The organism is Companilactobacillus versmoldensis DSM 14857 = KCTC 3814 (genome assembly GCF_001434295.1).
Lineage (GTDB): Bacteria > Bacillota > Bacilli > Lactobacillales > Lactobacillaceae > Companilactobacillus > Companilactobacillus versmoldensis.
In genome coordinates, this window is the sequence record NZ_AZFA01000006.1 from 43340 (window position 1) to 62418 (window position 19079).

At 39.7% G+C, this 19079-nt stretch carries 14 protein-coding genes and 1 pseudogene; 9 read left to right on the plus strand and 6 right to left on the minus strand.

Annotation, left to right across the window (positions count from 1 at the left end):
* Positions 1-13: 13 nt before the first annotated feature.
* The 3 genes from FC27_RS04530 to FC27_RS04540 all read right to left on the minus strand — a co-directional run bounded on the left by FC27_RS04530 (position 14) and on the right by FC27_RS04540 (position 2601).
* Positions 14-571 (minus strand): hypothetical protein, encoded by a 558-nt coding sequence (locus tag FC27_RS04530; RefSeq protein ID WP_010625283.1) that lies wholly within the window; start codon positions 569-571, stop codon positions 14-16.
* 83 nt (positions 572-654) lie between these two features.
* Complete coding sequence (locus tag FC27_RS04535) at positions 655-1659, minus strand: D-2-hydroxyacid dehydrogenase (RefSeq protein ID WP_010625282.1); 1005 nt, start codon at positions 1657-1659, stop codon at positions 655-657.
* Positions 1660-1680: 21 nt separating this feature from the next.
* Positions 1681-2601, minus strand: a complete 921-nt coding sequence (locus FC27_RS04540) for a DMT family transporter (RefSeq protein WP_010625281.1) — start codon at positions 2599-2601, stop codon at positions 1681-1683.
* A 316-nt stretch (positions 2602-2917) separates the two neighbouring features.
* Between FC27_RS04540 and ald the strand changes: the two are divergent.
* A pseudogene (ald, locus tag FC27_RS04545) lies at positions 2918-4036 on the plus strand (alanine dehydrogenase).
* A complete protein-coding gene (locus FC27_RS04550) occupies positions 4033-5463 on the plus strand; it encodes an APC family permease (RefSeq protein WP_010625280.1) in 1431 nt (476 codons plus the stop codon). Before ald ends, FC27_RS04550 begins: the two are co-directional and overlap by 4 nt.
* 115 nt (positions 5464-5578) lie before the next feature.
* On the opposite strand, the gene FC27_RS04555 is transcribed toward FC27_RS04550, so the two are convergent.
* On the minus strand, positions 5579-7015 hold the full coding sequence (locus FC27_RS04555) for a C69 family dipeptidase (RefSeq protein WP_010625279.1): 1437 nt from the start codon (positions 7013-7015) through the stop codon (positions 5579-5581).
* A gap of 125 nt (positions 7016-7140) precedes the next feature.
* Here FC27_RS04555 and FC27_RS04560 point away from each other — a divergent pair, with 125 nt between their 5' ends.
* Together FC27_RS04560 and FC27_RS04565 are read left to right on the plus strand one after the other, a co-directional pair.
* Positions 7141-8436 (plus strand): nucleobase:cation symporter-2 family protein, encoded by a 1296-nt coding sequence (locus tag FC27_RS04560; RefSeq protein WP_010625278.1) that lies wholly within the window; start codon positions 7141-7143, stop codon positions 8434-8436.
* Positions 8437-8603: 167 nt separating this feature from the next.
* Positions 8604-10376, plus strand: coding sequence for an Ig-like domain-containing protein (locus FC27_RS04565; RefSeq protein WP_056938073.1), 1773 nt, complete (start codon positions 8604-8606; stop codon positions 10374-10376).
* Positions 10377-10474: 98 nt separating this feature from the next.
* Here the strand turns inward: FC27_RS04565 and FC27_RS04570 are convergent, their stop codons facing one another.
* Positions 10475-11377, minus strand: a complete 903-nt coding sequence (locus tag FC27_RS04570; protein ID WP_010625275.1) for an aldo/keto reductase — start codon at positions 11375-11377, stop codon at positions 10475-10477.
* A gap of 138 nt (positions 11378-11515) precedes the next feature.
* Between FC27_RS04570 and FC27_RS04575 the strand changes: the two genes are divergently transcribed.
* From FC27_RS04575 to FC27_RS04585, 3 genes are all read left to right on the plus strand, one after another.
* On the plus strand, positions 11516-13408 hold the full coding sequence (locus tag FC27_RS04575; RefSeq protein ID WP_029508235.1) for a fructose-bisphosphatase class III: 1893 nt from the start codon (positions 11516-11518) through the stop codon (positions 13406-13408).
* Positions 13409-13528: 120 nt separating this feature from the next.
* Positions 13529-14035, plus strand: a complete 507-nt coding sequence (locus FC27_RS04580) for a GtrA family protein (RefSeq protein ID WP_010625273.1) — start codon at positions 13529-13531, stop codon at positions 14033-14035.
* 207 nt (positions 14036-14242) lie between these two features.
* Positions 14243-15244: an SLAP domain-containing protein gene (locus FC27_RS04585; RefSeq protein WP_010625272.1), complete on the plus strand. Its 1002-nt coding sequence runs from the start codon at positions 14243-14245 to the stop codon at positions 15242-15244.
* 60 nt (positions 15245-15304) lie between these two features.
* On the opposite strand, the gene FC27_RS04590 is transcribed toward FC27_RS04585, so the two are convergent.
* The gene (locus FC27_RS04590; protein WP_010625271.1) at positions 15305-16591 is read right to left on the minus strand and encodes a uracil-xanthine permease family protein; all 1287 of its coding nucleotides are present in this window, start codon (positions 16589-16591) and stop codon (positions 15305-15307) included.
* Between the two features lie 324 nt (positions 16592-16915).
* On the opposite strand from FC27_RS04590, the gene FC27_RS04595 reads away from it, so the two are divergent.
* Positions 16916-17524: a histidine phosphatase family protein gene (locus FC27_RS04595; protein WP_010625270.1), complete on the plus strand. Its 609-nt coding sequence runs from the start codon at positions 16916-16918 to the stop codon at positions 17522-17524.
* A 71-nt stretch (positions 17525-17595) separates the two neighbouring features.
* On the plus strand, positions 17596-18309 hold the full coding sequence (locus FC27_RS04600) for a demethylmenaquinone methyltransferase (protein WP_010625269.1): 714 nt from the start codon (positions 17596-17598) through the stop codon (positions 18307-18309).
* Positions 18310-19079: the final 770 nt, after the last annotated feature.

Consider the following 19079-nt stretch of genomic DNA (forward strand, 5'->3'; position numbering starts at 1 on the left):
TTTGCATCTATATTTAAATTTTTTTGATCTTACCAACGGCAATCGGCAAGGTGGTATGAGCGTCATAGTCACCGACTGCTCCAGCAACTGAATCCGGCAACTCAAGGCTGTCAGGGACACCGTGGATATAAATCACACGTTTATCCAAATTTAATTTTGAATCACCAAAGGCTTCTTGGAACTTCTTTTCCAAAATATCGAGTGGGACGACGCGTTGATATTCGAAATGGCCATTTTCATCAGAAACGGGATACTTGTCATTAGGCATGTCCATTTCTTCGGGTGCGTCATTGAAAGGTACCATTGTTGTTCCTGAAACTGGTTCGGTTTCTGGTAAGTCAACGAAACCATCGCCGTTTTTGTCTTGTTCTATAGTCGCAATTTGGGCATCTTTGCCATCGGGGAAACCATGGAAATGTTCCCAATGTTGGGTGTTTTCAGGTGTGTCATTCATTTCGATCTTGATATCTAAGTTGTTGCCAGTAACAGTAAATGTAGCTGTGCCATGCGGCTTTTTACCGATTTTTGCTTCATTTAAAGGAACTATTTCTGCTTTGTATTTTTCAACCATATCTAAACCTCCACGATTATTTAAGACAATTATAATCTTTCATAACTATTTTGGACAATTGACAATAAAAAAACTCCAAGAAATTATTTCTTGGAGTAAACGAGGGTATCAGGAATCTTACCTTCAATTAAATCTTTATTTGAATCGAAAGAAACTTCGATCATATTCCAGATAGCTGTTTCAGTATAAAAAGCGTTGTGGGGAGTAATGATGACGTTTTGTCTTTCAGCCAAATTTTTAATGGTTGGATCAGGCAAGTTGTTGATACTACCCCATTTTTTACCAAAAACATTGTTTTCATGATCTAAAACGTCGAGTCCGGCACCAGCAATTTTGCCACTGTCGAGTCCCTTGATCAAAGCATCATTACTGATCAATTCACCACGAGCGCAATTGATCAAGTAAACTCCATCTTTCATTTGTTCGATAGCTTTTTCATCAATCATATAGGCATTATCAGAAGTCAATGGTACATGCAAGGTGATGACGTCAGCTTGTTGATATAGTTCTTCAAGAGTGTCGACATAGAGACCTTGCTTTTCGATTGCTTCATTATGATAAACATCATAAGCGATGACCTTCGCCCCAAAGCCCTGTAGCATTTGAATAGCTACGCGGCCAATGTGACCAGTTCCGATCACACCAACGGTTTGTTCACGATATTCTTTACCGATAGTTGGGGCCCAAGTGAAATCGCCATTGTCGAATTTAGTATCGACTTCAGGTATCCGTCTGAGCAATCTACCAATCAATAAGACAGCATGTTCAGCGATGGCGTTGGGTGAATATACTGGAACATTTGATAATTTAAAATTAAATTCTTTCAAGTCATCAAAGTTAAAATTGTCATATCCGACGTTACGGATGGAAATGTTACTGATTCCTTCGTCCTTAAGGATCTTGAGAGATTCGCGTTCATAAGGAGTTGTCTGAAGTGTAACTATCCCAGAAGCTCCCTTAGCCAAAGTGGCAGTTTCGGGAGTCAAGGTTTGATCAGTATAGTCAACTTCGACATCGGGATTCGCGCTTTTCCAATTTTCAATCGATGATTTTTCATCTTCACGAATTCCATAAGCAAAAATTTTCATAAATATTAGAAATCTCCTTTGCTACTTAGTATTGGTATCAAAGCGGTTCAATACGTAGATTGCTACCACAACTATAACAGCACCAGCGATTTCTGCAAAGTTTACTGCTAAAGATAGGAAGAGAACACTCAAAACAAGTGTCGTGAATGGTTGAACTGCATCTGTGATACTGATGGTTGCAGCGGTTGTGTACTTCGTACTGAAGACCATTAATAGGAAGGCAATGACATTACTCAATAAAATAACCCCGATGACACCCAACAAACCTTTGGTCGATAGGTGAGGTACATTGACCCAAACTGGGTGGAAAAAGTTCGAGAAGATACCAGCGATGAACATACCCCAACCAGTAACTAATAGTCCATTATGATTAGCAATCAGTCTTTGCGGGATAACGACATACAAAGCAGCCGTGATACCACTACCAATTCCCCATAAAACAGCTGAGAAAGGAATAGCTAAGTGGGAGAAGTCGCCACGAGTGATCAACAATGCTACACCGACAAGTGCTAATGCAAAAGAAATCACGTCAACTCTGAGAACTTTTTTATGGAAAAAGACAATCGAGCCTAGCATGATGAATAGCGGTGACAAGTACTGCAAAATAGTTGCAGTCGATGAATTACCACCTTGGATGGCGTAGAAGAAAGTGTACATATTTAAAAACAATCCAAAAATTGAAAAAGCAATCAAGGTTAAAGTGTCTTTCCAAGATTTAAAGATTGAAAAGAATTCTTTTTTTGGTCGAACGAAAAATGCAATTACTAATAAAATAACTCCGGCGGCGAGGGTTCTAACTCCTACAAACCACATAGCAGGGATTGCCATATCCTTCGCTACGATTTGTTGAACAGCCCCAGAAATACCCCAGGTGATAGATGCGATTAACGCAAGAAAGAAACCTTTGTTCAAGGTTTTCTTGACCTTTTTTGTCTCGTCCATAAAACTCCTCCATGTTATATAAAAAACCAATATGCCTATTATACAGTTTCATAAGCAAATGTGGTTAAAAATTGCCAAAAAAATTAATCGGTATATCTAATAATACCAGTTTGACGTCAACAAGTCATATTTGTGAAGTTTTTAATATGTTGTGGTCGTGATTTTTACCTGATAAATCAATATGATTATTGTTATAACAATAATAAATTTAAATTATTTCATATTTGACCGTAAAAATATATTGTGAAAGTTATAAAATCTTGCTATACTCTATTTGCACTTAGAAAGCGATTTCATAATTTAAGGGGGCTCTATCATGATAATTGGTATACCTAGAGAAATTAAGAATCACGAAGAACGTGTAGGGATGACCCCTGCGGGTGTTGCAAATTTGGTTCAGGCAGGTCACAAGGTAGTTGTTGAGACAAATGCCGGATTAGGATCAGGCTATCCAGATTCACAGTATCAAGAAATGGGTGCTACTATCGGAACTGCTCAAGATGCTTGGGACAGTAACATGGTCATCAAGGTCAAAGAACCGCTTGATACTGAATACAAATATTTCCGCGATGATTTAATTATTTATACTTATCTTCATTTAGCTGCCAACAAACCTTTGACAGAGGAATTGTTGAAAGCTAAGACGACTTCGATTGGTTATGAAACAATGGTCGGACCACGTGGTGGCTTGCCATTACTAGTTCCAATGAGTGAAATTGCTGGACGAATGTCAGTCCAAGTGGGAGCCCACTTCCTTGAACAAATTAACGGTGGAAAAGGTCTATTATTGGCTGGTGTACCAGGTGTTAGACGTGGTGAGGTTACTGTTATTGGTGCCGGAACAGTTGGATTCAACGCTGCTAAGATTGCGATTGGATTAGGTGCTAATGTAACGATTCTCGATATAAATGCTGCTCGTTTAGCTGAGATCGAAAACATTTTTGACGGTAAAATCCAAACGATGATCTCAAATTCTCATAATATTGCCCAAGCATTTAAAAAATCAGATTTAGTTATCGGAGCTGTTTTGATCCCCGGTGCTGCAGCTCCAAAATTAGTTAGTGAAAAAATGATCGAAAGCATGGAGGCTGGTTCAGTTATCGTTGATATTCCGATCGATCAAGGTGGTATCTTTGAAACTAGTACTAAAGCTACTACTCACGATGACCCAGTCTTCGTATCACATGACGTGATCCATTACACAGTTGCTAACATTCCTGGTGCTGTTCCAAAGACAGCTACATAAGCTCTATCAAGTGCCACATTGCCATATGCTCTCCAAATTGCTAGTCAAGGGTTAGCTTACGCATCAAAGAATAATACAGTCTTTACAGGAATCAATACATTCGATGGTAAATTGACAGAAAAAGCCGTAGCTGAGAGCTTGAAAATGCCATATGCACCATTCTCCTCATCTACACCGTCAATGTCATGACCCAAAAAAGCAACAAGATAGATATTGATGTCTTACTAGCCAATGCTAGTAAAGACAATCGTAAGAAAACCCTTGGCTTGTTTGATTTATCGATCTTAGGTATTGGTGCCATTATCGGTACCGGGATTTTAGTCCTCACTGGGATAGTTGCTGCAACAGATGCTGGTCCCGGTGTTGTGTATTCCTTTTTGATCGCCGCACTTGCCAGTGGTTTGATTGGTCTGTGTTATTCGGAATTAACGACTAGTATCCCTAATTCCGGAAGTGCCTATGTCTATGCATGGGCGTCGATCGGTCAAACTGTCGCCTTTTTTGCAGGGTGGACGTTATTAGGTGTTTATATCACGACCACTGCTACAGTTGCCAATGGTTGGTCAGGCTACGTGCATTCGTTCCTTGCTGAGTTTGGCTGGAACATCCCCCAAGCACTGCTGACTTCACCGTTCAATGGTGGGATTATTAATCTGCCCGCTGTCATCATGATTTTCTTAGTTACCTTGATCTTGACCAGAGGGACTAGTGAAAGTAAACAGCTTAATAATGTCTTAGTACTCGTCAAAATTGCCATAATCGTTCTCTTTGTTATTGTTGGATTCTCTGATATTGATCAAAGCAATTGGAAACCATTCTTACCATTTGGAATGTCCGGAGTATTTGCGGGTGCCTCGACCGTCTTCTTTGCCTTCCTCGGGTTTGATCCCTTAGCAACCTCTGCTGAAGAAGTAAAAAATGTCCAAAAAACTCTCCCTAGAGCAATCATGATTTCTTTAGTAGTCGCAACTTTAATGTATGTTTTAGTTAGTTTAGTTATGACCGGATTCATCCCTTATGGCAGGTTGAATGTTTCCGAAGCAATGTCCTTTGTTCTGCTAGAAAAAGGACATAATATAGCCGCTCAATTTGTTTCTGCCGGAGCAATCTTAGGTATCGTCGCCGTGGTTTTAGCCTTCATATATGCCTCTTCAAACGTAATGATGTCAATGAGCCGTGGCGGTTTCTTACCTAAAGAGTTAGCAGTTTTGAATAATAAAACAGGTAGTCCCAATAAAGCACTTTGGTTGATCGGTCTGATCACCGCTATTTGTGCGGGATTATTGGATATCAAAAATCTGGCCACTTTTGCCAACGTCGGATCACTTTGCGTCTTCTTCCTTATCTCCTTGATGGTAATTCTCTTAAGACGTCAGCGCCCAGATTTGAAACGGCCATTCAGAGTACCGTTTGGCTACACGATCCCGATCCTTTCGATGATCGTTTGTGCATTCTTATTATTCAATTTACCGCTGAGTGCTTACTTGAATTACGCCGGCTGGTTAGTCATTGGTTTACTGATCTACATGTTCTACTCAGTCAAACACGTTGACCTCGAACAATCGATTGAACCGAGTGAACCAGTAGATAATGACTTAGAAGCAGATCCAGAGTAATAGAAAAGACACTTTAGATTTATTCTAAAGTGTCTTTTCGTATGCTCAGTACCATTTGGAAAAATGATCCTAGCAGTAAATTATTTTATTGACGTCATAATCACAAGTTTTGCGATTATAAATTTTTATCCATGTCGAAGGTCAACTTAGATAAACGGATGCCTTGAATGAACAAGTCGTCCATTAATTTATGTGCTTTATCGGTCATTTGGTCGACCAATTGATCGTTTTGCTTAGTTAAGAAAGCACTGAGTTCGTCACCGGAATAATTTTTGGCAGCTTGATCAGTTTTTTCAATAGCCATGCGGAGATCTTGACGACATTCAGTTATATAGTCAGTGTTTGCTTGAATGAATTCAGTGTAATGCGATTCAACTAGCATTGATAGGGCATTATACATCCAGTAGGCATCCTTGATCTCAAATTTTTCTGAAACGTCGTGATATGATTCAGGAGTTTCGTCCATATTTGTATAGAACGGGATGTAAGGTGAGAAGGCTGGAAAGCCGACGCAGAGCCACATAATTGCAGCGTATTCTTTAGGAACGTCATTTCTGATTTGAAGAACGTGTGAATTTTGTGTCCGGTTCAAGCCGATTGGACGATAACGGTATTTGTCATCGTCAGAAGCGTCGGGACTGTACGGATCGTAAGAAGTTTCGTTGTAGTGTGAGCCTAAGATATATTCGATATCTTCGACATTGATCTTATGGTCAGTCTTCATGATGAATGGTAAATCGCCGTCTTCTGGGTCTTCGTCAATTTCTGGGTTGAAATATTTGTGACCATACCAAACACGTGAAGTGTTGTAGTGACGGTCTTTTAAATTGGTTGTCCCGAAAATGTGACGGAAGTCGAAGCCGGTTTTATCAATATTCAAATGATGTTCTTCAACGAATTCTTGGATTCCTTCAGACCACATGAATTGGCTAGGATCATTAAAATCAACTTGTTGAATCGAAACGCGATTAGCAGCGATGGCATAACTGTCATCAGGGATGCGTTGGGCAACCCAGTGATGACCTGTCACAATTTCCATGTACCAGATGTCGTCCTTATCACTGAATAACAACGAGTTTCCTGCTGGTGAACCGAATTGCTTGATCAATTCTCCAGTTCTTGAAACAGCTGCTTTGGCTGAGTCAACGAAGGGTAGTACCATACGGACGATAACATCTTCGTCCATGCCATCTTTGATCAAGGGATCATAGGCTAAGGCACGTTCGTTACCATAAGTACTTTCAGTAGCTGACATGGCTACGTTGACGCCATTGATACCACTTTCGTCGTAGTAACCCAATGTTTTATAGTCAACGTTAGGAACGGCTGGCCATTTGTAATTATCCTCTGGTAGTTCAGCTTCAAACTTGTTGAGATATGATTTGACCTTACGGCCTTTTTCACCTTTAACAGCTTGATGCATGACAAAATTTTGGGGATTGATTGGATCGAAAGTGTCATCGTTTCTTGCAATCATTGTAGAACCATCGATGCTGGCATTTTTACCAACAAGAATGGAGGTACAGGCATCCTCTAAATGATTTCTTTTCATTTTTGTGGAATCCTCCTAAATAAATATAATTTCATTTTAGCATAGACATCAGAAATTTTATTGTCACGTACTTTTATATTTACTAAAAAAGATGATATAATTCTTGAAATTAATAGGGGGCAATTATGGATTTAAAAATGGATAAAAATGAGGATGGCTTTTTTAAGAACCTGATCCTCGGTTTCCAACATTTGTTGGCAATGTACTCAGGTGATATTTTGGTGCCCATTTTAATTGGTGGGGCCTTAGGTTTCACTGCGACTCAAATGACTTACTTGATCTCAGTGGATATTTTCATGTGTGGGGTCGCCACATTACTGCAGATCAAACGAACACCATTGACTGGTATTGGTTTGCCAGTTGTTTTAGGCTCAGCTGTTGAGTATGTAACGCCTCTACAAAACGTTGGACATCACTTCGGAGTGGCATATATGTACGGTGCGATCATCATCGCCGGGATTTTTATTTTATTGATTTCGAAATTATTCGCGAATTTACAAAGATTTTTCCCACCCGTTGTAACGGGTTCGTTGATCACACTAATTGGTTTTACTTTGATCCCAACTGCTTTTCAAAATATCGGTGGTGGAGATGCCACAGCCAAGAACTTTGGTAGTCCTCAAGATTTGATCTTAGGTTTCGCTACTGCGTTGATTATCATCGTCTTCACGATTTGGGGACGCGGTTTCATTCAGCAGATAGCGGTTCTGATCGGTATCGTAGCTGGTTATATCATCGCATTCTTCATGGGACAGATTGGCTTTCAAACTGTCAGCAGTGCCCACTGGTTCCAAGTGCCAATTCCGTTTTATTTTTCAACACCAAAATTTGAATGGTCATCGATCGTCATCATGCTATTGGCAGCTTTGACCTGTATGATCGAATCGACTGGTGTTTATTATGCATTAGCACAAGTAACTAAACGTGACCTATCGAAAAATGACATGCAACGTGGTTATGCTTCCGAAGGTATCGCAGCTATCTTAGGTGGGGTTTTCAATACATTCCCATATTCAACATTTTCGCAAAACGTTGCTATCGTGCAATTGTCAGGTATCAAAAAGAATCGTCCGGTATACTTTTCAGCTTTTCTATTAATAATATTAGGATTAGTACCAAAGGTCGGAGCAATCGCTACCTTGATCCCTAATTCAGTCCTTGGTGGAGCAATGTTGATCATGTTTGGTATGGTCGGTGCTCAGGGAATCAAGATGCTGTCACAGGTGAAGATGACGAACAGTAATTTGCTGATCATGGCGATCGCAATTGGATTAGGATTGGGCGTCACAGTCCAACCGGATCTCTTACATTTCTTGCCTTCAACACTTCAAACAATCTTGAACAACGGATTAGTTGTCGGAAGTTTTTCAGCGATTATTTTAAATATGATCTTGAATCCAAAAAGTTTACGCAAAGAATAATTTTTCCTAAAGGCGCTTAATAGCGCCTTTTTTGTTGTCCAAAATTCATATTTTTTATGACAATCTTTATGAACAATTTGCTAGCACAATAGCTCTAAAGCATGCTAAATTACAGTGTTAGATATTGATTATTGGGATATTTAGGGGTGATTAGGAAGGATTTATTTATGAAAAAAATTTTTGCATGGTTGCTGGCCACGTTAGCTGCCTTGACACTGGTATTAGTGGGGACAACTTCTGTCAGTCAAGCTCGGGAACTTCCAGGCGTCAGAGGTCTCAATCGAGCAAGTGCGGTTATTCATGATTCGAGTAATAATATTATGTCGCAAGCGACTGAACTGCCGGATGATCAAGATTACACAGTTGATTATAACTGGACCATCTCCAATTTAACCATCGTTAAAGCAGGGGATACGATGACATTCCAGATTCCGATGAATGTCCAAGTCCCTGAAGATGAAACCTTTACGATGTATAGTCCTGAAAATGAAGATATCGGATCTGCGACCGTCCTTGCAGGTGCACACACAGGATTAGTAACCCTTAATAAGGTTTTACAAATAAATAATCTTAACCGTAATGGTTATATTCATTTATCAGTAAAGGGTGCTACACCGGTGCACAATGAACCCTTGGCACCAGTTATCCTGAGCAAGACAGGTGTTTGGGAAGAAGGCAGTGATAATACGATTATTAATTGGACAGTTCAAATTTTATCAAATGGGAACTCGCTTAATAATCCAGTTTTGACTGATACGTTGAGCCCAAATCAGTCATATGTGCCTAAGAGTGCTAGAATGTACGATGCTAAAGGCTTTGCCATTCCAATCACCGAATCAGTAGGCGTTCGTTCCTTTACTATCAAAGCTGATGGTGGATTTGTTGGTGACTTATCATTGACGTATTCAACAAAAACTAATGATCCGACCGGGGCGGATACTTTCGATAACTTGATTCAATATAGTGACGATACTGGAAATACCGGCGAGGCTGAAGCCTCAGTCGAACGTGATGGAGGAGCACCACCAGTCGTTACCCCGGAGCAACCAACGAATCCGGAGCAACCAACGAATCCGGAACAACCAGCTAATCCAGAGCAACCGGCCAATCCGGAACAACCGGTAAAACCAGAGAACCCTGATAACGGTAATGAAGGTACTCAAGAACCAAACAAACCAGATGAAAACAAACCTGATGAGAATGGTAATGGGGAAACTCAAGAACCAAACAAACCAGACGAAAACAAACCTGATGAGAATGGTAATGAAGGTACTCAAGAACCAAACAAACCAGATGAGAACAAACCTGATGAGAATGGTAATGAAGGTACTCAAGAACCAAACAAACCAGATGAGAATGGTAATTGGGAAACTCAAGAGCCAAACAAACCAGATGAAAACAAACCTGATGAGAATGGTAATGGAAAAACTCAAGAGCCAAACAAACCAGACGAAAACAAACCTGATGAGAATGGTAATGAGGAAACTCAAGAGCCAAACAAACAAGATGAGAACAAACCTGGTGAAGATGAGGGTACTGCTACAGAACCCAACAAACCAGAAACAAATGAATCCAACAAGCCAAATACTAATGAATCAAATGAATCCAACAAACCAAATGCTTCAAATCCTGGAACACAAGGTTCAAACCAAGGTGCACCAGTTCCTTCTGAATCAGAAAAGGAACCTAGTGGATCTGGTCTAATCTCTAATCCTGTAAGCAATGGTAAAGCACCAGTTACAGCTGGCACACAAACTGTTCTACCTGAAGAATTAACAAACAACAGTTTTAGTGCTATTAGTAAGACACCAGCTAAGACAACTGCTAAATTGCCACAAACAGGTGAACGTTCCAATAGTTCTACTATTTGGGCTGGAATCGCAATATTTATTGCTTCTGTATCAAGCCTAGCTTTTATTCCTCGTCGGAAGAAAAATTAGACTGAATGGTTAACTTAGATTCAAAAAGGGATACGTCATTTGACGTATCCCTTTATTTGTCTATTTTATTTGTCTATTTTATTTGTCTATTTTATTTTCTATTTAACAAAATCCTTTGTGTCATCCCATTCTTCGACGCCGTCTTTATAGCCGGTAGGATTGCCATGCCAGAAGAAACCACCGTACCAAAGGCTGCGGTCATCATTATCGTAACCATTGATTTCAGCAACGTCATCGTCACTTAATTCAAAGTCGAAAATATCAGCATTTTGAACGATTCTTTCTTCGTGAACTGACTTAGGGATAGTGATAACACCGCGTTGTAAGTCCCAACGTAAAATTATTTGAGCGACGCTCTTATTATATTTGTCAGCAAGCTTTTGTAATCTTTCATCCTTCAAGACACGTCCGCCACCTAGTGGTGACCAAGCTTCCAAGTGAATATTATTTTTATCGCAAAATTCTTTGATATCTTCATCTTGGCAAACGGGGTTGAACTCCATTTGATCGACCACTGGTTTAATAGAAGAGATCGACATGATGTCTTCAAGTTTTGAGACGTTGAAATTTGATACTCCAATGGCTCTAGCCTTACCATCACGATAAATTTTCTCTAAAGCTTTCCAAGTATCAATGTATGAACCGTCGACTGGCCAATGGATCAGCAACATATCGACGTAATTCGTTTGTAGTTGTTTCAATTGGTTCTCGAAGTTATCGAGAGTTGATTGATAGCCTTGATCACCATTAAAAATCTTTGTGGTTAAGAATATATCTTCACGATTCAAACTGTTTTCGGCGAGAGCTTTGGTCAATCCATCACCGACACCAGCCTCATTTCCGTATTGCTTGGCTGTATCAATTGCACGGTACCCATGCTTGATTGCCCATTGAACAGATTGAGAGGCACCAGCATTATTAACTTTCCAAACACCTAATCCAAGTTGTGGCATCTTGACACCATTATTAAGAGTTACAGTTGAATTCAAAGAATAATTCATATAAACACCCCCATGCAATTATTGTAACTCAAAAAATATTGTGATACTAAGAATTCAATTATCATTGGTATATGCTTGAGTGGTACAATTAGTTAAGCGTTTACAATAATCTTGCTAAAGAGAGGTCTAGGTTTGGATATGAAGAAAAATTTCACAAACGATAATGAAATCAAATCTGAAATTATCAATCTTTCCGCGATTCTTAATTTGCCAAAGGGGACTGAAGCGTTCGTGAGTGACATCCATGGTGAATACGATGAATTTGCCCATATATTGAGGAATGGCTCCGGAAATACTCGTCAAAAAATTGCTGAGTTGTTTACCGGCCGCCTTACCGAGGATCGTCAGAAAAAATTTGCTTTTTTAATTTATTATCCATCTGAAATTTTAAGTCAGATCAAGCAACAATTTACCAATGAAGCCGATTTGAATCAATGGTATTTCGATGTTTTTAATGAGTTGATCGATATGCTGCGTTACACCTCGATCAAATATACACGCTCGAAAGTCAGAAAGGCAATCAAGAGTGATTTCGTCTATGTCACTGAGGAATTACTTTATTCTGACCAAAATGATTTCACCAAGCGTAGTTACTATCAAGAAGTCATGGATAACATTATTAAGTTAGATATGGCTGACCAATTTATCATTTCGACTTGTCATACGATTCAGCGTTTGGTGGTCGATCATCTGCATATTATTGGTGATGTTTACGACCGTGGTCCGCATCCTGATCTGATCATGGACCATTTGATGAATCGCTGGGGTAGCCTGGATTTTCAGTGGGGCAATCATGATATCCTCTGGATCGGTAGTACAGCTGGATCCAAATTGTGTATGGCTAATCTGATCCGGATCAGTGCCCGCTACAATAATCTGCGTCTGCTGACTGACACATATGGTATCGACCTTTCAGACCTGAAGGAATTCGCCGCTAACAATTATCAACCGCAGCCTGCCTTCACACCTAGATCTGATACGGGTGATAACATCCCTAGCGACGATTCCTTGTACGACAATACGGTCCAACAAGCGATGGCCATCATGCAGTTCAAAATGGAAGGCCAGACGATCAAGAATCGGCCTGAGTTTGACATGGAAAATCGCATGTTATTACATCGACTTTCCAAAGACCGCAAGACCATTGAGATTAATGGCCAAAGTTATCCAGTCACTAATGGCTGCTTCCAGCTGGTCGATCCAGATGATCCGTACAAGCTGACGGGTAAGGAGCAAAATATTCTCGATGAGTTGATAAGGCAGTTTATCGACTCCCCAAAGTTGCGTTATCATATGTCGTTCATGATGAATTACGGTTCCATGTATCTCAAATATAATGGCAATTTGTTACTTCACGGCTGTGTTCCCGTCAATGAAGATGGTAGTATGCAAAGCTGGACTGTTGATGGCAAGACTTATTCAGGAAAATCATTGTTTGATTTCTTTGAGAAAACTTTGAAAGAAGACTTCCAAAATCCAACGACAGAGGAAAGTCTTGATTCAGATATCATCTGGTATTTGTGGACTGGTAAGATGTCACCATTGTTTGGTAAGGAATCGATGACGACCTTTGAACGTTATTTCGTCGAAAACAAAGAACTTCATAAAGAACCGAAGAATGCATACTATTCATTAAGAAAAGAAGAATGGTTTGCGGATGAATTATTGAAGGAATTCGGCCTCGACCCTGATGATGGCCACATTATTAATGGTCATACTCCAGTTAAACTAGGTCATTCGCCTATCATGGCCAATCGAAAGATCTTCGTTATCGATGGTGGAATGTCAAAGCCTTATCACAAAGCGACCGGTATCGGTGGCTACACTTTGTTGTCAAATTCTTATGGGTTCCAATTAGTTACTCATGAACCATTCACGACACGTGCTAAAGCTATTGCAGATTTAACAGACGTTGTCTCTACTAAACGAGTCATTGAACAATCAGCTAAGCGTAAGACTGTTGCTGACACTGACAACGGAGTAAAAATTAGAAAACAGATTGCAAGCTTACAAGCTAGATTAAATAAATGATTATTAAACCATTTTGCAAAAAAGGCAAAATGGTTTTTTGCTTTTTAAATTAAGGTGGCTCGATTATATGTTTGAAAAGGTTTAGAATTAAACTGAGACTAACAGAAAGGGGTAAGGGAAATGAACAATCAAGCACCTTTAGATGACAAAAGTAAATTAGATACCATCATCACTGATGTTTCTGAGGGGATCAATGATGCGGGGAATACTTTCCCAGCTCCGTCAGATCCCGTCGAAGAAAGCAATCCGAAACAAGTTGTTCGTTACTTACTGTGGGGATTGATTTCTGTCGTCGTCAATTTAGGAACATTTTTCATTTTGTATCGATTAATGAGTTTAAATTATCAATTGGCCAATATCGTCGCTTGGTTTCTCGGTGTCCAAGTCGGATTTTGGGTCGACCGTGTGATTGTTTTCCGGCATAAATCAAATACAGCTTTTCAAGAAATGCTTGCTTTTTATGGCACACGGATCTTAACTTATTTGATCGAAGCTGCCACTTTGTGGGTTGGTATTTCCTTATTAGCCGCCAACGGAACTGGTAGTAAGATCGTTGGTCAAATTTTGGCGATCATTGGAAACTTCATCTTTTCAAAATCCTTTATTTTTAAGAATAGAGCAAAATAACATCAACTCAAATTAAGTGTGATAGAAAAACTAGTTGTTTTTATAAGGTCTAATAAGAAATGGATTGTTCCTGTGTTGTTTCAGTTGACGATCCATTTTTTTGATTTATAAAGATATTTTGCATTTGATTTGTTCTAGACTGTAAAAGGCCGAGTGCTATACTTAACTTTAAGTAGATAACATTTTACTGAGGGGGATTATTTTAAAATGAAAAAGAATCGGATTTTGTTAGCTTTAGCATTAACTGCCTTGATTGCACCTAGTATTTTAGGCGGTGTTGCCAATGATTTTGAACCTACTGTTAAGGCTGCGACTACAACAAACATTAATAGTTTCAAAAATCCCGTTGGAACGGTGGATCTAGGTGGTGCCTACACAGTTGATGCAGATGGTAACCAAACTAGTCTCTTTCTTCCAGGTCAGTCAGCTTGGAAACTAGGTCCATCCATTCTTATCAATGGGGAAACATATTATGAAGTAGCAACAAATAACTATATTGGTTCTGATCGTATTACTGTCTCAGATGGAGTTCCTTTCTATACGATTATCCATTCAGCTGTTCCTAACCAAGTTGGTACCTTAACAACTGATAGCCAGGTAGTTGATAGTTATGGAAACGATACAGGTACAGTTTTACCTGCTGGTTCTTCATGGAAACTGGGTCAATTGATAAAAATAAGTGGTCTCGCTTATTATCAAGTGTCAGCTAATGGATATGTTTTGGCTGCATTTTTGACAACTGACACAGCTCCTGCCACAGACGGGAATGACACAATCACCCTAAATAATGCGTCTGAGGTCCTTGATGACAATGGCAGTCGGACTGGTCGAATATTACCAGCCTATTCATCTTGGAAAACAGATCAAACGAAGACTCTTAATGGTCTAACATATTATCGAGTCGGCACTAATCAATGGGTATCCAATGTCCCAATTGCCGATTACTCATTAACAGCCAAGCTGAAAAATAGTCAATCGGTATATAACAGCAAAACAAATTCCATGACGAGAAGTTTACCCGCAGGTTCTTCATGGGAGATCAACAAAGTTGTTCGCAATAAAAATAACCAATTCTGGGGCAAAGTCTCCAACGATGAATGGTTGTTGATTGATGCTAATAACGTAGTGATGTCGTACGGAGATTCAGATACTGTACCAAATGTTGCAATTAGTGAACCCGATTTTGCGACAAATATTAATAATCAATAAAAAAAATCCTCTGAATTTTCTTAGAAAACTTAGAGGATTTTTTATTGCAATGAATTTTGATTATTCTTCAGAGAGAGCTTCTCTTGGCAAAATCAAGTTAAGGAGGATGCCCATAACAGTGGCGACACCAATACCAGTGAATTGAAAACTGCCAATTTGTAGGTAGGCGTTCCCGATACCAATTACTAGGATAACTGAAGCAATCATTAGGTTACGTTTACGATTGAAATCGACTTTGTTGTCGACTAAGATCCGCAATCCACTTGAGGCAATGACCCCAAACAAGATGAAACTGATACCACCAATAACTGGTCCAGGAATCGTTTGAATCAAAGCACTTAATTTACCAACGAAACCAAACAGAGCAGCGAACACGGCCGCACCAATAATTACGTAAACTGAGAAAATTTTATTAACGGCCATAACACCGATGTTTTCACCATAAGATGTGATCGGTGGTCCACCAACTAATCCAGCAAAGATCGAAGCAGTACCATCACCAGCTAAAGTCCGATGCAACCCAGGATTTTTAAAGAAGTTTCGGTGAGTCAATTCATCAAGGACCATGATATGTCCCAAATGTTCAGCCATCGTAACAAAGGCAATCGGCGCAAAACTCAATATTGCATCCCAGTATATCTTCTTAGGAGTGTAACTAATGTATGGGAATTCAAAAGCAGGTAATTTCAACCAAGGTGTTGAGATGACTTTTGAGAAATCAACGATACCTAGAGCAACAGATAGGACGTAACCACAAACTATTCCCAGCAAGATGGCAATGTTGCTCCAAAAACCCTTTAAATACATATTGAATAAAACTGTGACCAGCAGCGTAAAAATAGCTACACCAAAATAAGTTAAATCATAATGCTTGCCGTTCATCATGGCATTGTCAGCAGCCGAACTAGCAACTGAAAGTCCGATAACGATAACAATCGGTCCGACGACGATTGGTGGTAAAGCCCGGTCGATCCAGCCAGAACCGGCGATACCAACGATGGTGGCAACGACTAGGTAAACTAGCCCGACGGCGATAGTCCCTTGGGCAACTCCAGCGTAACCAGCGGTCTTCATCAGTGCCACACTTGGGACGATGAAGGAAAAACTGGAACTCATATATGCTGGGATGCGTCCCTTAGTGATCAAGATGTGCAAAATCGTTCCGATACCAGAACTGAATAGCGCAATACTTGGGTCCAGGCCGACTAAAAGTGGCACGAGAACAGTAGCACCAAACATTGAGAATAAGTGCTGTAAAGAAAGCAATGGCCAAGTTGCCAAAGGTGGACGTTCATATAAGTCTAAGACAGCTTCGGGATTGCGATAATGTTTATCATTTGTATCCAATATTCTAACCCCCAGAATTTGCCCAAAAAAATAGTCCTTTATCCCGTGTATGTCGAAATAAAAGACTTCAATAAAAGACTTAAGCGTTCCTTATTAGCCTCACGGGACTAAGATTAAAGGCAATTCAATTTTCTATACTATATTAAATTTGAAAACAGATGTCAATAATGATCCTAAAGCTATCGGAGAAAAATATCCTTGCGAAAAGCTTTTCAGCTTGCGTTTTCTTGATGTTTTCACTTACTATAAAAAAGGTTGGAGAAGCTGCTATTTGAACTGGATAAACATCAGGATTAAACGACTTAGAATACAAAGGAGTACAAGATGGTTGAATTATATGTAGTTCGTCACGGCGAAACAGATACAAATTACGAGATGCGAGTCAATGGTCGATCGACTGATATGCCTTTGAACCAAACTGGTATCGAACAGGCTCGAGCATTAAGAAATGAGATCGATATGACTACCTTCGATATTGTTTATACTAGCCCCCTGAAACGTGCTAAAGAAACAGCTCAAATTTTAAATAACGGTATCCATGATGCTTTGATCGTCGATGATCGTTTGGCCGAAGCTGATTACGGAACCTGGGATGGCGTATCGGAAAAAGAGCTGTATCAAGAACATCCTGAGACTTTTGATGAGAATGGATTCCTATTACCGAGTTTTATCGAGTATGCCGAAAACGCTGAAAGCTATCAATCAGTATATCGCCGTGTCGAGAGTTTCTTACAAGATATCTCAACACTTGGTGATCAACGAGTTATGGCAGTTTGCCACGGTTTTATTAGTCGGGCTATCTTACGACAAGTGTTGGAGATCAATGATCTTTCTAAAATTGTGCAACCGGCCAATGGTGGCGTTTCAAAATATCAATTAACTGAAAAAAATCGTTACTTAAGATTTTATGCTCGGAAGAAATTTATTGAGTAAATGACTAACGCTCAACGCAATTTTAATATATACTTATATATAAGTATTTCATTGATTGTTAGGGTGAGTAGATGGCAAATTTAACTAATAAAGTACCAGAAAAAGATGTTCAAAATGTTTTTGATTCCATAGCAGGCAATTATGACAAATTGAACTCGATTATGAGTTTAGGTACTCATAACAAATGGCGTATGCAAGCAACTAATATGATCAAGGGTAATCCAATGGATATCCTTGACCTTTGTTGTGGTACGGCCGATTGGAGTTTATTGTTAGCTAGCAAATTTGAACGAGCCCATGTTATTGGATTGGATTTTAGCAGTGAGATGCTAAAAATTGGTCAAAAGAAGATCAACGAATCTGGGCTTGATAACGTCCAATTAAAACAAGGTGACGCTATGAAGTTGGCTTACCCGGATAATACTTTTGACGTGATTACGATTGGTTTTGGTCTGCGCAACGTTCCAGATGCCAATCAGGTACTGAAGGAGATTTTCCGGATCTTGAAGCCTAATGGGCAATTACTTTGCCTTGAAGCTTTCAAGGTGGAGACTCCGGTGGTCAAATGGGGCTGGAAACTTTACTTTAATGAGATCATGCCGACTATGGGCAAGGTTTTTGCTTCGCACAAGCCTGAGTATCAATACCTGGATGATTCGGTCAACAAGTTTGTTAGTATCAAAAAATTGGTGCGGATGTATCGTGATGCTGGTTTTATCAACATCCGGGTTCGCAATTTGATGATGAAGTCGGCGGCGATTCATTATGGTGTTAAGCCGGCTTGATGATTTTATTTTTGTAATGTAAAAAAACCATCCTGGGGAAGGATGGCTTTTTTTATGGGATTATATTTATATGCACTTTTTATGTGTTATAGGGGGGATGTAGTAAAAGGACTCTCTGTTCCTTCTCATCTACAAGTTATATACTAATGGTTTTTATTGAATTATTTGTTTTCTATTTGTGATTTTTCTTTGAAGGTTTTTTTTGGGTGGGGGTTCACTGCCGGCTCCGGATAAATAATTTTTTGGGCTGGAACGTGGTGGACGCCACTTGGAGCCTCCCTTTGGGGGTCTTCAAGCTGGGTCTTGTTCTAAGCTCACTTCGTTCACTAAGAACAATTTCACCACTGAGCCCAAAAATTATTTATCCCTCCGCCTGGGTTGGTCTATCAAATTTTTTTTGGTGGGCTGTTGCTGCTGTGGTAGTTGGATGCGGTATTTCTCTATATTGCGGTGAAGTTCAAGGCCTAATGCTGCAGTTTTCTTCTGTCGCGGAGGCGTGTCAGCCTTGCTGCCTCTTTCCGCAATTGCAGTATTTTTCTATACTGCAGTGAAGTTTGAGTCCTAATGTTGCAATATTCTTCTATATTTCTAGAATTTTCTATTTAACTGCTGCAGTTTTCTTCTGTCGCGGAGGCGTGACGGCTTTGCCGCCTCTTTCAGCTATTGCAGTATTCTTCAATATTGCAGTGAAGTTCGGGATCAAACGTTGCATATTTTTATCCAGCTATAACGTTTCAGATTAATTGATCCAGCTTTTTTCATACAAAAAA

Coding starts and splice junctions, on each gene's coding strand:
- FC27_RS04530 (WP_010625283.1), bottom strand. CDS start 571: ATGGTTGAAAAATACAAAGCAGAAATAGTTCCTTTAAATGAAGCAAAA.
- FC27_RS04535 (WP_010625282.1), bottom strand. CDS start 1,659: ATGAAAATTTTTGCTTATGGAATTCGTGAAGATGAAAAATCATCGATT.
- FC27_RS04540 (WP_010625281.1), bottom strand. CDS start 2,601: ATGGACGAGACAAAAAAGGTCAAGAAAACCTTGAACAAAGGTTTCTTT.
- FC27_RS04550 (WP_010625280.1), top strand. CDS start 4,033: ATGACCCAAAAAAGCAACAAGATAGATATTGATGTCTTACTAGCCAAT.
- FC27_RS04555 (WP_010625279.1), bottom strand. CDS start 7,015: ATGAAAAGAAATCATTTAGAGGATGCCTGTACCTCCATTCTTGTTGGT.
- FC27_RS04560 (WP_010625278.1), top strand. CDS start 7,141: ATGGATTTAAAAATGGATAAAAATGAGGATGGCTTTTTTAAGAACCTG.
- FC27_RS04565 (WP_056938073.1), top strand. CDS start 8,604: ATGAAAAAAATTTTTGCATGGTTGCTGGCCACGTTAGCTGCCTTGACA.
- FC27_RS04570 (WP_010625275.1), bottom strand. CDS start 11,377: ATGAATTATTCTTTGAATTCAACTGTAACTCTTAATAATGGTGTCAAG.
- FC27_RS04575 (WP_029508235.1), top strand. CDS start 11,516: ATGAAGAAAAATTTCACAAACGATAATGAAATCAAATCTGAAATTATC.
- FC27_RS04580 (WP_010625273.1), top strand. CDS start 13,529: ATGAACAATCAAGCACCTTTAGATGACAAAAGTAAATTAGATACCATC.
- FC27_RS04585 (WP_010625272.1), top strand. CDS start 14,243: ATGAAAAAGAATCGGATTTTGTTAGCTTTAGCATTAACTGCCTTGATT.
- FC27_RS04595 (WP_010625270.1), top strand. CDS start 16,916: ATGGTTGAATTATATGTAGTTCGTCACGGCGAAACAGATACAAATTAC.
- FC27_RS04600 (WP_010625269.1), top strand. CDS start 17,596: ATGGCAAATTTAACTAATAAAGTACCAGAAAAAGATGTTCAAAATGTT.